At 71.3% G+C, this 13,384-nt stretch carries 18 protein-coding genes; 5 read left to right on the forward strand and 13 right to left on the reverse strand.

The features are described 5' to 3' along the window. Positions 1 to 3: 3 nt before the first annotated feature. The 10 genes from J2Z30_RS40540 to J2Z30_RS40585 all read right to left on the reverse strand — a co-directional run bounded on the left by J2Z30_RS40540 (position 4) and on the right by J2Z30_RS40585 (position 4,838). Entirely contained in the window at positions 4 to 300 is a 297-nt protein-coding gene (locus J2Z30_RS40540; protein WP_044570876.1) for a gas vesicle protein K, read from the reverse strand. Beyond that, a complete protein-coding gene (locus tag J2Z30_RS40545; protein WP_044581510.1) occupies positions 297 to 482 on the reverse strand; it encodes a gas vesicle protein in 186 nt (61 codons plus the stop codon). The genes J2Z30_RS40540 and J2Z30_RS40545 overlap by 4 nt, the downstream gene beginning before the upstream one ends. Positions 483 to 592: 110 nt before the next feature. Beyond that, positions 593 to 1,408 (reverse strand): GvpL/GvpF family gas vesicle protein, encoded by an 816-nt coding sequence (locus J2Z30_RS40550; protein ID WP_044570874.1) that lies wholly within the window; start codon positions 1,406 to 1,408, stop codon positions 593 to 595. Next, positions 1,405 to 1,770, reverse strand: coding sequence for a gas vesicle protein (locus tag J2Z30_RS40555; protein ID WP_044570872.1), 366 nt, complete (start codon positions 1,768 to 1,770; stop codon positions 1,405 to 1,407). Before J2Z30_RS40555 ends, J2Z30_RS40550 begins: the two co-directional genes overlap by 4 nt. Continuing rightward, entirely contained in the window at positions 1,767 to 2,027 is a 261-nt protein-coding gene (locus tag J2Z30_RS40560) for a gas vesicle protein GvpG (RefSeq protein WP_044570871.1), read from the reverse strand. Before J2Z30_RS40560 ends, J2Z30_RS40555 begins: the two co-directional genes overlap by 4 nt. 1 nt (position 2,028) lies before the next feature. Next, positions 2,029 to 2,781 (reverse strand): GvpL/GvpF family gas vesicle protein, encoded by a 753-nt coding sequence (locus J2Z30_RS40565; RefSeq protein ID WP_044570869.1) that lies wholly within the window; start codon positions 2,779 to 2,781, stop codon positions 2,029 to 2,031. A gap of 4 nt (positions 2,782 to 2,785) precedes the next feature. Next, positions 2,786 to 3,286: a gas vesicle protein GvpJ gene (gene gvpJ, locus J2Z30_RS40570; RefSeq protein ID WP_044570866.1), complete on the reverse strand. Its 501-nt coding sequence runs from the start codon at positions 3,284 to 3,286 to the stop codon at positions 2,786 to 2,788. 26 nt (positions 3,287 to 3,312) lie between these two features. Further along, positions 3,313 to 3,624, reverse strand: coding sequence for a gas vesicle protein GvpO (locus J2Z30_RS40575; protein ID WP_044581509.1), 312 nt, complete (start codon positions 3,622 to 3,624; stop codon positions 3,313 to 3,315). A gap of 139 nt (positions 3,625 to 3,763) precedes the next feature. Next, positions 3,764 to 3,970: a DUF397 domain-containing protein gene (locus J2Z30_RS40580; RefSeq protein ID WP_044570863.1), complete on the reverse strand. Its 207-nt coding sequence runs from the start codon at positions 3,968 to 3,970 to the stop codon at positions 3,764 to 3,766. A 13-nt stretch (positions 3,971 to 3,983) separates the two neighbouring features. Continuing rightward, positions 3,984 to 4,838 carry a helix-turn-helix domain-containing protein gene (locus J2Z30_RS40585; protein ID WP_044570861.1) on the reverse strand — a complete coding sequence of 285 codons (855 nt, stop codon included), beginning with the start codon at positions 4,836 to 4,838 and terminating at the stop codon, positions 3,984 to 3,986. 186 nt (positions 4,839 to 5,024) lie between these two features. Here J2Z30_RS40585 and J2Z30_RS40590 point away from each other — a divergent pair, with 186 nt between their 5' ends. The 5 genes from J2Z30_RS40590 to mfd all read left to right on the forward strand — a co-directional run bounded on the left by J2Z30_RS40590 (position 5,025) and on the right by mfd (position 10,379). Continuing rightward, complete coding sequence (locus tag J2Z30_RS40590) at positions 5,025 to 5,360, forward strand: hypothetical protein (RefSeq protein WP_044570859.1); 336 nt, start codon at positions 5,025 to 5,027, stop codon at positions 5,358 to 5,360. Positions 5,361 to 5,447: 87 nt separating this feature from the next. Further along, positions 5,448 to 5,807, forward strand: coding sequence for a hypothetical protein (locus tag J2Z30_RS40595; RefSeq protein WP_044570855.1), 360 nt, complete (start codon positions 5,448 to 5,450; stop codon positions 5,805 to 5,807). Then, on the forward strand, positions 5,800 to 6,063 hold the full coding sequence (locus J2Z30_RS40600; protein ID WP_052701399.1) for a hypothetical protein: 264 nt from the start codon (positions 5,800 to 5,802) through the stop codon (positions 6,061 to 6,063). The genes J2Z30_RS40595 and J2Z30_RS40600 overlap by 8 nt, the downstream gene beginning before the upstream one ends. 236 nt (positions 6,064 to 6,299) lie before the next feature. Beyond that, a complete protein-coding gene (locus tag J2Z30_RS40605; protein WP_044570853.1) occupies positions 6,300 to 6,701 on the forward strand; it encodes a hypothetical protein in 402 nt (133 codons plus the stop codon). Positions 6,702 to 6,842: 141 nt separating this feature from the next. Continuing rightward, positions 6,843 to 10,379, forward strand: coding sequence for a transcription-repair coupling factor (mfd, locus tag J2Z30_RS40610; RefSeq protein ID WP_044570850.1), 3,537 nt, complete (start codon positions 6,843 to 6,845; stop codon positions 10,377 to 10,379). Between the two features lie 32 nt (positions 10,380 to 10,411). Here mfd and J2Z30_RS40615 read toward each other — a convergent pair whose 3' ends face one another. The 3 genes from J2Z30_RS40615 to J2Z30_RS40625 all read right to left on the reverse strand — a co-directional run bounded on the left by J2Z30_RS40615 (position 10,412) and on the right by J2Z30_RS40625 (position 13,120). Further along, a complete protein-coding gene (locus J2Z30_RS40615) occupies positions 10,412 to 10,756 on the reverse strand; it encodes a helix-turn-helix domain-containing protein (protein WP_044570847.1) in 345 nt (114 codons plus the stop codon). Further along, positions 10,753 to 11,124: a type II toxin-antitoxin system RelE/ParE family toxin gene (locus J2Z30_RS40620; protein WP_044570846.1), complete on the reverse strand. Its 372-nt coding sequence runs from the start codon at positions 11,122 to 11,124 to the stop codon at positions 10,753 to 10,755. The genes J2Z30_RS40615 and J2Z30_RS40620 overlap by 4 nt, the downstream gene beginning before the upstream one ends. 460 nt (positions 11,125 to 11,584) lie before the next feature. Further along, the gene (locus J2Z30_RS40625) at positions 11,585 to 13,120 is read right to left on the reverse strand and encodes a PucR family transcriptional regulator (protein WP_044570844.1); all 1,536 of its coding nucleotides are present in this window, start codon (positions 13,118 to 13,120) and stop codon (positions 11,585 to 11,587) included. Between the last annotated feature and the right edge of the window lie 264 nt (positions 13,121 to 13,384).

Here is a 13,384-nt window from a genome sequence, read left to right on the forward strand (position 1 = left end):
GCCTCAGTCGCGGGGGAGCAGGGTGCCCAGGGGGCCGAGGTCCAGGTTGAGGTCTTCCGGGGTCAGACCGTGCTGGTCGCACAGTTCCGTCATGCGCTGGTCGAGGAGCATCAGCGTGGTGCCGATGCGCTCGATCTGGTCGTCGGTGAGGCCGCCCGTGTCGATGCGGCGGATGGCCTGGCGTTCCATCAGCTGGCGGAGGAGTTCGACGACCGTCAGCACCAGGGCCACGAGATCGCGGCCGACCGAGTCGCGGTCGATGTCCACGCGGGAGGGGGTGGCGGGGACCGGCGTGCTCATAGCGGGCCGCTGTCGGTCCATGGGGCCCGGACCCGTTCGTTGACCGAGGAGAGGAGGGCGTGCAGGGAGAGGCGGACGAGGGGGACCTCGGCGATCGCGATGACCAGGTCGCCGCTGATGACGACGCCGGTCGCGAGCACCCGGTCCAGGAGGTCCACCAGGGGGACGCCGAGCGGGCCCAGCGCCTCGGCGGGGGTGGTTCCCCACTCCGGGGCCTCTCTGCGGGCGGTGGTGGCGGGGGTCGCTTCCCACCGCGCTTTCGCCGGGGTGGTATCCCAGGTGGACGGCCTGGTCATGGGGTCGGCCCCGGGTCCGTGATTCCTCCGTCGGCGAAGGAGTAGGGCGCCCACGGTCCGGAGAGTTCGATCTGGACCTCCGTCTCGTCGTGGCGCAACGACGCGAGCGCGGCGCGCAGTTCGCGCTCCCGGCCCAGGTCGAGGAGGTAGGCCGCGTTCAGCACATGGGCGCGGTGCTTCCCGGTCACCTCGACGCCGTGCGGGCGCAGCCGGCGCGCGGCCACGGCGAGGCCCCGGACGACGGTGTCCACCCGCTCGGCGGCCCGCAGCGCCAGGGTGTGGCGCTGTTCGCGGCCGCGCTGCCGGGTGCGGACGCGGTCCAGATAGGCGCGGCCGCTCCTGTCCGGGCCGGGGCCCTCCGCCGGGGCCGCTTCGGATGCGGGCGGCGGTCCCGTGGGGGCGTAGACCTTGACCCCCCATTCGACCCGGCCCGCGATCCGGTCCAGGGCGGTCAGGAAGGACGTCTCCCGGTCGCCCAGGGCCTCGCGGACCCGGCCGTCGTCGAGATAGACCGTGGCCAGGGGCAGCGGAACGGCCGGGGCGAGCGCCGACGCCGCCGTGATCACCGCGTGGTGGGCGCGGGCGCAGCGCTCCAGTTCGGCGCCGTCGGACAGCCGCCGCCGCAGCGCCTCCTCGCCGTACCCGGCCGCGGGCACGTCCTGGACCACGGCGGTGAGCGGACCCGCCGCGACCGTACGGACGGGGGCACCGGTGCCGAGCCCGGGGAGTTCCGCCAACGGTTCCGCCGGGGCGGTGAGGTCGCCGCCCCGGCAGACCGCGAAGGCGTAGGTGAGGGTGGGGGCCTCGGTCATGGGCGCCTCTCCTCCCCGGCCGCGCCGACCGTGCTCAGCTCCTCCGAGCCGATCCGTGACTCCAGGGCGTGAAGCCGGCTCCGCAGTTCCGCGTTCTCCTGGGCGAGGGTGTCCCGCGCGGCGCGCGACGAGAGCGCGGGATCGGTTTCCCACCAGTCGATTCCGGCCTTGCGGGCGGTGTCCACGGAGGAGATGAACAACCGCAGCCGGATGGTGAGCAGTTCGATGTCCAGCAGGTCGATCTTGATGTCCCCGGCGATCACGATGCCCTTGTCCAGGACGCGTTCCAGGATCTCGGCGAGGTCGGAGGGGTGCCGCTCGGCGGTCACGGAAGGGGGGTGGGCCAGGTCGCGTTCAGTCATGGCGTGCGCACCCTCGCCCTTCCTCCCCGGCCGGCCGGGCGCTCCAGCAGATCCAGCAGCCGGTCCTCCTCCCGGTCGAACTCCTCCGGGCCGATCGCCCCCGACTCCAGGGCCTCGTTCAGCGCGGCCAGCCGGGCCCGCAGCACCGACGGATGGCACATCTCCTCCTCCGCCATGTCCCTCACGCGCTCCGCGACCCACACCACCCCGCGCACCGGCGCCAGCGGGAAGAGGACGACCTGGCTCAGTACGCCCATCTCAGGCCCGGCCTTCCGTGAAGCTGTAGCAGGGCAGCGGGCCGGTGAGCCGCAGTTCGACCCGGTCGCGGTGGGCGGGCGTGAGGCGTTCCACGGCGCCCTCGAACCGCCGCCGCCCGCGCCGGTCCAGCAGGAACGAGGCGTTGAGCACGCACCCCTCGACCTCCGGGCCGTGCACCGTGGCGTCCGCCACGGCCGAGAGCTCGGCGAGCACCGTGGCGGCGGCCGCCGCCGCCCGGCGCTTCAGCCCGCGTGCCACGGCCTCACCGAGCCGCACGCTGGCCTCGTACCCCGGGGCCCGGCGCGCGGCGGTGCGCAACCGGCTCACCTCGGGGTCCTCCCGTACCAGAGCACCCAGGTCGGCCTCGGTGGGCAGCGCCTTGAGGTTCATCTCGATCCGCCCGTCAACGCGTTCGAGCGCGGCCAGGCAGTCGTTCTGTGTGCACAGCAGCTGCCGCCGCACCGACTCCTCGTCGGGGGCGACCATGCCGAAGCGCATCGGCAGCACGGGCCCGTCCCGCCCCAGCGTCAGGGCGAGGTCCTGGTGGGCGAGGAGGTCGCGGCGCTTGGCGCGCAGCCGGGCGGGAGCGTCGCTGATCACCGCGGCCAGCGCTCCGGCCCGGACGGTACGGACCGGGGCGGGCCGCTCGCCCACCCCGGTGCGGCCGGGCGGCATCGCGTGGGAGGCGCGGACGACGCCGTAGACGTACACGCTCCGAGGTGCGGGTGCGGGTGCGGGTGCGGGTGCGGTCATGGAATCAGTCCTCCTCGGAAGGCTCGGAAGGCTCCGAAGCGGAAGCGGAACGGCGGCGGGTGGGGGCGGTGCGCCGCCGGGGGCGGCTCTCCCGCTCCTCCCGCTCCCCCTCTTCCTCCTCGTCGTCGGCCCCGACGGCCCGCTTTACCTTCTCGCCCACGCCCGCCACCGCCTTCTTGGCCTTCTTCTTGCCGAGGCCCGTGGCCATCCGCCCGGCCGGACTCCCGCCGCCGCCCGCGACCCCGCCCAGCAGTTCGGGAACGGTCGTGCTGCTGCGGTCGAATTCGAGGTCCACGCGGTTGCAGGCCTCGGCGAAGCGAAGGTAGGTGTCCACGCTGGCGACCACGATCCGGGCGTCGATCTTCAGGATCTCGATGCCGACGAGGGAGACCCGGATGAAGACGTCGATCACCATGCCCCGGTCGAGGATGAGTTCCAGGCAGTCGTAGAGGGTGCCGGTCCGCTGGATGCAGACGACTTCTTCCGTGTAAGTGCCAGTGGGCATCGCGGAGCGTCCTTTCGGCTGTCGTCTCAGCAGTCGTCGGCCGCACCGCGCCGGTAGCGGCGGACCCTCCGGTATTCCTGGAGCTCGCCCCGCTCGTCGATGCGCACCTCGTACGTGGCCAGCAGGCTGGTGGTGTCCGGGATCCGGGCGACCTCGAGGACGTCCACGCTGACGAGCCAGCCGTCCTCGTGGCGGGCCACGCCGCTGACGCCCTCGGGCTCATGGACGATCAGTGAGGCGAGCTGTTCGCACGCGTGCCGGGCGGCCTCGGCCGGCTTGGGGGCTCGGGGCCGGGTACTCGTCTTGGTCTGCGATGGGCGCGGGTCTCGCTCTGCCATGTGCATCAGTGTGATCACAGGGCGCGCCCGGCCGCCTGTCGTGATGGGCCGGACGCGGGACTGTCCGCTGCGCCTGTGCGGTACGCCCTGGTCCGGTGCGCTCACGGGGGAGCGCACCGGGACCGGGGGCGTCGTCGGTTCAGCCCACCGTGAGGCGGTCGAGGGCGCCTGCCTTGACGGCGCGTATGAAGACCCCGAACGCGGCGGGGGTGGCGGTGAGGGTGGTGTCGGGGGCGTCGCTCTCGCGCAGCCGCACGGTGTGGTTGTCGCCGGTGGCGACGTAGACGCAGTTGGCTGCGTTGCCGCTGAACGACGCCTTCTGCCAGTTGCCGGTGGACGTGGACACGGACGTTCCTTCGCTAGATGCCCTGCGTGACGTGGTGAATCATGTCGCGTGACGCTGTCGGCTCGAGGGCGAGGGCCTCCGTCCGGTCCAGCGTGCTGCGATACCTGATCAGTTGAGGCTGGGTATCCAGGAACTCGGAGCCATGGTCCGTGTCGAGTTCAACGGTGTCCAGGTGTGGAACCGGCCCGCTCAGGTGGACGATTGCCTGCCCGGAACTCGGGAAGGCTCCCGAGCCGAACGGGATCACCCGTACGGTGATGTGCTCCTGCTCGCTCATGGAGAGCAGATGTTCAAGCTGTGCGCGGGCCACGTCCGGACCGCCGAAGTCCATGCGTAGAGCGGCCTCGTGGATGATCGTTGTCAGCGGGGTCGGCTGCTCTCCGTAGAGCGCGGCCTGGCGTTTGATCCGGTACGAGACCCGGTGCTCGACTTCATGCGGAGCGAGGGGCGGCTCGACCGCGTTGATGATCGCACGAGCGTGATCCCTGGTCTGCAGGACACCGGGCAGGTGGATGACACAGGCGATCCGCATGGCTTGGGCGTGGTGCTCCAACTCGGCCATGTCGAGCATGCTCGGCGGGAGGATGTCGCGGTACTCGTCCCACCAACCCCGTGTCCGGCCACCGGTCATCGCCGCGAGTGCCTCGATCAGTGCCTGATCCGCGCAGCCGTACGCCCGCGCCATGGCACGCACCCGGTCGGCGCTCACCGCGTAGCCCCCGGATTCGATGCTGCTGACGCGCGACTGAGACGAACCGAGCAGCGCGCCCGCCTGCGTGGCGTTGAGGTCCGCCTGCTCCCGTAGCCGACGCAGTTCGGCACCGAGCCGCCGTTGCCGAATGGTCGGCGGAAGCTTGATCCGGGTCATCTGGCTTTCCCTCTCGCTCACGCATGGTGCCGTTCACCCACACGAGGGGTGTTATGGCGTATCCCATCAGTCGAGTTCACTGAATCATAGCTCGCGGCTATGTTGTAACTCAGGTGCTCGGTCGGGACGTTGCCTCGCAAGCACTTCGCCGACCTGCTCAACTCCTCCTTTTGACGGGAGACTTCCATGGCCACCGCAGCCCCCCAAGACCCCAGCTCAGCGCCGTTCGATTTCGACAAAGAGGTGTGCGCACTCGTACGCGACACGACGCCGCGCCTGTTCGCCGTGGTGCCGGAATACGACCTGGGGACGGAATACGCGGACGCGCACGTCGCCGCATGGGGCATGGCGTACGACGACGGCAGCGCACACGTGATCGGCGTGGGCGGGGCGGTGACGATGTCCCTCCGCGCGCCGGAGCGGGCGGTATGGCATTACGGCCGCCGCGAGGGGATCTCGGCCCGGCTGGTGTGGCTCGCCCCGGGGGCCGGTGCCACGTTCACGCGGGCCGAGGCCGCGTGACGGCGGGGGCGGCAAGGGGCAACCGCCACGCCCGTCACCCCCGCTTGCCGTACGGTGATCGGGGCACCCTTGGAGGGCGGAGGACGGATGACCACGCAGCCGGTTCACGACGGTGGGGCGTTGATCCCCAGACCCGAGAAGACCTTCCCGGCACTGCGTGCCGCACTCGCGCAGGTCGCGCCCTCCCGCCTGCCGGAGATGACGTCCGAGCGGGACACAGTCTTCACGATGGCCACCCAATCCAACAGCTTCGGGCCGATCGCAATGTTCCAGCTCAAGTGGGCCACAGTGATCGAGATTGAGCGGTTTCCCGACGTGGCCCGGCGCCTGCGCGCCGCTGAGCGGGCCGCCCAGGTGCTCGACAAGGAGGATCCAAAGTGGCAGGCGGCCATGGACGAGATCCGGGAGATCATGCAGGCTGCACGCGCGAAGGTTGCCAATGGGTGACTGGGGCTGGGAGTACAACCCAGACGCCCACCACGTCATCGGCGAGACGCCGAATCTTGCCTTTGTCGCGGAGGTCGAAGCACGCGCGGATGAGCTGGTCCGCGCGGCAGCGGCTCTCTACCTGGACGGCATCGCCTACCAGGGGCAGTCGCCCGGTGTGCAGGAGGAGGTCCTGCCCGGGGGGATGTTCCAGTATCTGACGATTGTGAGACAGGAGCGCTTGTTCATTGTCCAGGTGACGCCCTGGCCTCTGTGAGCCCGGTGCCACAGCCAAAGCACCGGGCGAGGGCAAGGGGCATGCAGGCTGCTCACGCCCAGTCCACCTTGAAGGCCTAATTATCTCCGGTGCAGTCGAACTGATCCGGAAAAGGGCAGGAATCGCTGGTTCCGCGGCGGAACGCATGTGAAAATGGCTCGCGGCCGGTTGCCCATGATTGATAACCGGCCATGAGTGGAAAATACCGTTGGGGAATAATGCGTACACATAAGGCTGTGGCCGGCCTGGCCATCATGGTAGCCCTGCTGGCGGGCTGCTCCGACGATGGCGACAAGAGCAAAGCCGAGGACGGCGGCATGGTGACCGTCGAATTCAAGGTGACGGGGGATTCGCCGGCGAGCGTATATATTCCCGGCATCAATTCGAGTCTGTATACCGACGCCAAGAAGAGCAGCGGTGACGCCGACCTGGATCTCGAAAACGTCAAGACACCGTGGTCGAAGAAGTTCAAGGTGAAGCCCGGAAGGTCGCTGTCGTTGCAAGCGGGTTCCGCGGAGCCGAAGAAGGAAATCGGCTGCCAGATATTCGTCGACGGGAAGCTCGAGGACGAGGAGACGAAGAAGAACAAGCCCGGCAGCACTCTCACCGCGGGGTGCTCGGGCACGACGCCGGTCTGATCGGGGGCGATCCACCGGCGACCGGGCGGGCGGACGGACCGGCGGAGATTGTCGGCGGGTGGCCGTACTCTGGAAGACCCCCGGCCCGTGACACGTGTCGGGTCATTCGCGTTGTCCGCCTCCGGGATGGAATACCCCTTTATGAGCCTCACCGGTCTGCTCGACGCCGTCGTAAGGGACCCCGCGCTCGCCGAGGCGGTGCGCGGTGCCGCCGACGGCCATCGCCCCCACGTCGATCTGGTCGGCCCGCCCGCCGCCCGTCCGTTCGCCATCGCCGCGCTGGCCCGTTCCGCGGGCCGTCCCGTGCTCGCGATGACGGCCACCGGCCGGGAGGCGGAGGACCTGGCGGCGGCGCTGCGCTCGCTGCTGCCGCCGGACGGGGTGGTGGAGTACCCGTCCTGGGAGACGCTGCCGCACGAGCGGCTCTCCCCGCGCTCGGACACGGTCGGGCGGCGTCTCGCGGTGCTGCGCAGGCTGGCCCATCCGAGCCCGGACGACCCGGCGGCCGGTCCCGTCTCGGTGGTGGTCGCGCCCGTACGGTCCGTGCTCCAGCCGCAGGTCAAGGGGCTCGGTGACCTGGAGCCGGTGAGCCTGCGGGCCGGGCGGACCGCCGATCTGGAGGAGATCGTGGACGGGCTCGCGGCCGCCGCGTACTCCCGGGTCGAGCTGGTCGAGAAGCGCGGCGAGTTCGCCGTGCGCGGCGGCATCCTGGACGTCTTCCCGCCGACCGAGGAGCATCCGCTCCGGATCGAGTTCTGGGGCGACGACATCGAGGAGATCCGCTACTTCAAGGTGGCCGATCAGCGCTCCCTGGAGGTCGCCGAGCACGGGCTGTGGGCCCCGCCCTGCCGGGAGCTGCTGCTGACCGACGACGTACGGGAGCGGGCCGCGGCCCTCGCCGAGGCCCATCCCGAGCTGGGCGAGCTGCTCGGCAAGATCGCCGAGGGGATCGCGGTCGAGGGCATGGAGTCCCTGGCCCCGGTGCTGGTGGACGACATGGAGCTGCTGCTGGACGTCCTCCCGGCGGGCAGCATGACGGTCGTCTGCGAGCCGGAGCGGGTGCGCACCCGGGCGGCGGACCTGGTGGCCACCAGCCAGGAGTTCCTCCAGGCGTCCTGGGCGGCCACCGCCGGGGGAGGCGAGGCCCCGATCGACGTCGGCGCGGCCTCCCTGTGGAGCATCGCGGACGTCCGCGACCACGCCCGTGAGCTGGGCATGATGTGGTGGTCGGTGAGCCCCTTCGCGGCCGACGAGGAGCTTGACGCGGATACGGTCAAGCTGGGTATGCACGCCACCGAGAGCTACCGCGGCGACACCGCCCGCGCGCTGGCCGACACCAAGGGCTGGCTCGCCGACGGCTGGCGCACGGTCTACGTGACCGAGGGTCACGGCCCCGCCTCCCGTACCGTCGAGGTGCTCGGCGGCGAGGGGATCGCGGCCCGGCTGGACGGCGACCTCACCGAGATCAAGCCGTCCGTGGTGCATGTGGCCTGCGGCTCGATCGACTACGGCTTCGTCGACCCGGCCCTGAAGCTGGCCGTGCTGACCGAGACGGATCTGTCCGGGCAGAAGGCCGCGGGCAAGGACGGGGCGCGGATGCCCGCGCGCCGCCGTAAGACGATCGATCCGCTCACCCTCGAGGCGGGCGACTTCATCGTCCACGAACAGCACGGCGTGGGCCGCTACATCGAAATGGTGCAGCGCACCGTCCAGGGCGCCACCCGCGAGTATCTGGTGGTGGAGTACGCCCCGGCCAAGCGCGGCCAGCCCGGCGACCGGCTCTTCGTCCCCACCGACCAGCTGGAGCAGGTCACCAAGTACGTGGGCGGCGAGGCGCCGACCCTGCACCGGCTCGGCGGCGCCGACTGGACCAAGACCAAGGCGCGCGCCAAGAAGGCCGTCAAGGAGATCGCCGCCGACCTGATCAAGCTCTACTCGGCCCGGATGGCGGCGCCCGGCCATGCCTTCGGCGCGGACACCCCCTGGCAGCGCGAGCTGGAGGACGCGTTCCCGTACGTGGAGACCCCCGACCAGCTCACCACCATCGCCGAGGTCAAGGAGGACATGGAGAAGTCGGTTCCGATGGACCGGCTGATCTGCGGCGACGTCGGCTACGGCAAGACCGAGATCGCGGTCCGCGCGGCCTTCAAGGCGGTCCAGGACGGCAAACAGGTGGCGGTGCTCGTGCCCACGACCCTGCTGGTGCAGCAGCACTTCGGCACCTTCGGCGAGCGGTACGGCCAGTTCCCCGTCAACGTCAGGGCGCTCTCCCGCTTCCAGACCGACTCCGAGGCCAAGGCGGTGCTGGAGGGGCTGCGGGACGGCTCGGTCGACATCGTCATCGGCACCCACCGGCTCTTCTCCTCCGAAACCAAGTTCAAGGACCTGGGCCTGGTCATCGTGGACGAGGAGCAGCGCTTCGGCGTCGAGCACAAGGAGCAGCTGAAGAAGCTCCGCGCCAATGTGGACGTGCTGACCATGTCCGCCACGCCCATCCCGCGCACCCTGGAGATGGCGGTCACCGGTATCCGCGAGATGTCCACGATCACCACCCCGCCGGAGGAGCGCCATCCGGTGCTGACCTTCGTCGGTGCGTACGAGCAGAAGCAGATCGGCGCCGCGATCCGGCGCGAGCTGCTCCGCGAGGGCCAGGTCTTCTACATCCACAACCGGGTGGAGTCCATCGACCGGGCCGCCGCCCGGCTGCGCGAGATCGTCCCCGAGGCGCGGATCGCCACCGCCCACGGGCAGATGTCGGAGGGCGCGCTGGAGCAGGTCGTGGTCGACTTCTGGGAGAAGAAGTTCGACGTCCTGGTCTCCACGACCATCGTCGAGTCCGGGATCGACATCTCCAACGCCAACACCCTGATCGTCGAGCGCGGCGACAACTTCGGCCTCTCCCAGCTGCACCAGCTGCGCGGCCGGGTCGGCCGTGGCCGCGAGCGCGGTTACGCGTACTTCCTCTACCCGCCCGAGAAGCCGCTCACGGAGACCGCCCATGAGCGGCTGGCCACGATCGCGCAGCACACCGAGATGGGCGCGGGCATGTACGTGGCGATGAAGGACCTGGAGATCCGCGGCGCGGGCAATCTGCTCGGCGGCGAGCAGTCCGGCCATATCGCGGGCGTCGGCTTCGACCTCTACGTCCGGATGGTCGGCGAGGCCGTCGCCGACTACCGTGCCTCGATCGAGGCGGGCGAGGGCGAGCCCGTGGAGGCGCCGCTGGAGGTCAAGATCGAGCTTCCGGTCGACGCGCACGTCCCGCACGACTACGCCCCCGGCGAGCGGCTGCGCCTCCAGGCGTACCGGGCGATCGCCTCCGCCAGTAGCGAGGACGACATCCGCGCTGTCCGCGAGGAGCTCACCGACCGCTACGGCAAGCTCCCCGAGCCGGTGGAGAACCTGCTCCTGGTCGCCGGCCTGCGCCTGCTGGCCCGCGCCTGCGGCGTCACCGACATCACCCTCCAGGGCTCCAACATCCGCTTCTCCCCGGTGGAGCTCCGCGAATCCCAGGAGCTGCGCCTCAAGCGCCTCTATCAGCGCTCGGTCATCAAGCCCGCCACCAAGCAGGTCCTGGTGCCCCGCCCCGCCACCGCCCGCATCGGCGGAAAGCCGCTGGTGGGGCGGGAGCTGCTGGCGTGGACCGGGGAGTTCCTGACGTCGATCCTGGGGTCGTGAGGGGGATCCTGGGGGCGTGATGGCGATCGTACTCAGGCGATGCGGATCTGCTGATCGTCGACTTCGAGCACCAGGGTCAGCCGCGCCCCCAGGGCCTGCGCATAGGCGCGCATCGCCGTGAGGTCCACCGACTTGCCCTGCTCCAGCTGGGAGACGCGGGCTTGGGTGATGCCGAGCTGGGCGGCGGCCTGCTGCTGGGTGAGACCCCGTTCCCTCCGCAGCCGCTGCAGGTGATGGCCCAGGAGGTGGGCCTCCTGCTGCAGACGCGCCGCCTCCTTCCGCGCCGCCCACTCCGCCTCGCCCACCTCGGGGTGGGCTTCGCGGCGGACCCGCTCGCCGCTCCTCTTGACCTCGTCCCACGAGGTGAAACCGTTCATTCCGCCGCCTTCTCCTTGTGGTCGAGGTACTGCCGGTAGCGCTCCTCGGCGAGTGGGACGGCGGTGTCGTACCAGCGCCGCCAGTTGCCCGCCTTGTCGCCCGCCACGAGGAGGATGCACTCCCGGCCGGGGTCGAAGACGAAGAGGATGCGGATTTCGGTCCGGCCCGCCGACCCCGGGCGTAACTCCTTGAGGTTCGTCATCGAGCTGCCGTGGATCACATCGGCCATGGGACGGCCGAGACTCGGTCCTATATCCGCCAGCAGCTCGATGGCCTGCTCCACCGAGTCGGCCGAGTGCGGATCGTGAACACATAGGGCGAGGAACCATTCGGCCACCTCGTCATGGATGTTGATTGACCACGTCACGAGTGAGTATAAGCAGTTGCTTGTAGAAGCGCACCCTTGTAAAGGCAGCTCATTCCCTCGAATGGGTGGGCCTGCCTGTGCCGGTTTCCACGGGGACAGGGGCGGGCCGCGCGCGACACCCCCGTCGTCGCGCGGCGGCCGGCCCCGGCTCATGAGCCCGGCGGGGTGGCCGGGTGTGATGCCGTGCGGGCGGGGGGAGTGCGCACTCAGCCTTCGGCGAGAGGCGGGGCTCGGCACGGCCCGTCGTGGCTTGTCCAGGACAATAGGCGGCCGCGGCACCCGCGGCGAGGAACGATGTGCACAGTGAGCCCGCCGGGCGGTTCCCCTTCGAACGGTGAGTGCGACGGCGAACGGTGAGTGCGACGGCGAACGGTGAGTGCGACGGCGAATGGTGAGCGCGCCCGCGCCGCCCCCGGTCGGTGGCGGTTCCCGGCGGCGCCTCCGGTCGTGGGTGCCTGGCTCAGAGCGAGCCCAGGGCCCGCATCGCGAGCCATAGTTCGTACTTCGCGCTCGGCGCGGTCAGCAGGGAGCGGCCCAGGACGTCCTCCGCCCTGGTCAGACGCTTGCGGGCGCCCGGGAGCGAGATGCCCAGGGCGGTGGCCGCGGCGGGGAGGCGGGCGTCGGCGCGCAGCCAGGTGCGTATGGTCTCCAGCCCGGCCGTCGGACCGGCCTGCTCCAGGGGGCGCAGCTGGGCCCGCGCCCAGGTACCGGCGGCGGGGGTGCCCAGCACCGCGTCCAGCGTGGCGGTGTGCCCCGGCGGGGCCTGGGCGCGGGCCGCCGCGGCCTGCGGCGCGGTGTGCAGCCGCAGCGCCAGCCACGCGGCCGACTGCGCGGCCAGGCTGCGGCTGACCTCCACGCCCAGCAGTCCGTCCAGATGGCGCATCCGCGCCGCGAGCGTATTGCGGTGGATCTTCAGATGACGGCTGGCGGCCCCGCCGAAGCTGAGCCACGACCCGAGCGTGCCCAGCAGCTCCTGCGGGCCCGGGTCGGCGCGGCGGGCCGGTGCGTAGCGCAGACAGGGCGCCAGGAGCTCGCTGGCCCACACATAGCCCTCCGGGCCCGCCAGGACGGTGACATCCACGTCGCCGCCGAAGCCCGCGCGGCGCTCGGGCGCGTTACGGGCCACCGCCAGCGCGTGGATGGCCTGCTCGTACGCGGTCGGCGTGTCCCGCAGCGCGACCGCCGCGCTCACCCCGACCCGGCACTCTGGCACCAGCCGGACGATCAGCAGGTCCAGCGGTGCCGGGCCGCCATGCGGGTCACCGCTCACCGGGCCCGGCTCGGGCGGTACGAGCGCGAGCACGTGGTTCGGGCGCACCGGGCACGGCACGATCCACGCCCCGCCCTCCGCCTCGCGGTCGATCCGCCGGACGATCTCGCGCCGCCGGGCGTGCGGGCACTCGATCACATACATCTGGACCACCGTGGGCAGCGCCGGCCGCAGCGCCCCGGCGATCCGCTGCGCGGCGGGCACGCTGCCCACCATCAGCAGATGCAGCACCGCCTCCCGGCTGTGCTCCTCGGCCGACTCGATCCGCCGCCGCGCCCGCTCGGACTGCTCCAGCCGCCAGCACAGGGCGAGGGTGCGGGCGGCGTCGGCGAGCAGCATTCCGCAGTGCGGATCGTCCGGCCCGACGACGGCGAGATACGTCCTGGGGCCGGTGTCGAGCGCGATCAGATGCACCGGGGGCCCCTCGCCCCCGCCCAGCACGGCGGACGCCGCCCCGCGCCGGTGCAGCTCGACGGCGGCCTCGGCGGCGACGCCGCAGGCGAGCCGCGCCACCGCCGGGCCGTGCTCCCCGCCCGGCCCGGCCAGCACCCGCCCCGTGTCCCCGACCAGCACGGCCGGGCCCCCGGTCCGCCGGGCCAGCCAGCCGAGCATCTCCCGTACCGCCCCGTGCCGGGTGGCCAGCCGGGCGAGGGCGAGAACGTCATCGACACGGTCGGCGCGGTCGGCGGGCACGTCGGCGGGCACGTCGGAGGGTGGGGTGTGCATGAAACAGCACATTAGTTCTGATCGCCTGGGTTTCGGAAAGGGTCCGGACCTGCCTGTGGAAAACCTGTGGATACGGCGGAGACCACCGGAAGGGGGCGCGGCTGGGCTCGGCCGGTGTCCACCGTCATAGCCGCCATGATCCGGACACGCCGCACCGGATCCGCGACGACGGGTACGCGGACGAGGAGGCCGAGCCCCGGCTGTCGGCGATGCGCCGGATCATGCGGGAGGACCTGGGCATCTTCGGCTGAGGCCAGGGGCCGC

It is taken from the genome of Streptomyces iranensis (genome assembly GCF_017874715.1).
GTDB classification, from domain to species: domain Bacteria; phylum Actinomycetota; class Actinomycetes; order Streptomycetales; family Streptomycetaceae; genus Streptomyces; species Streptomyces iranensis.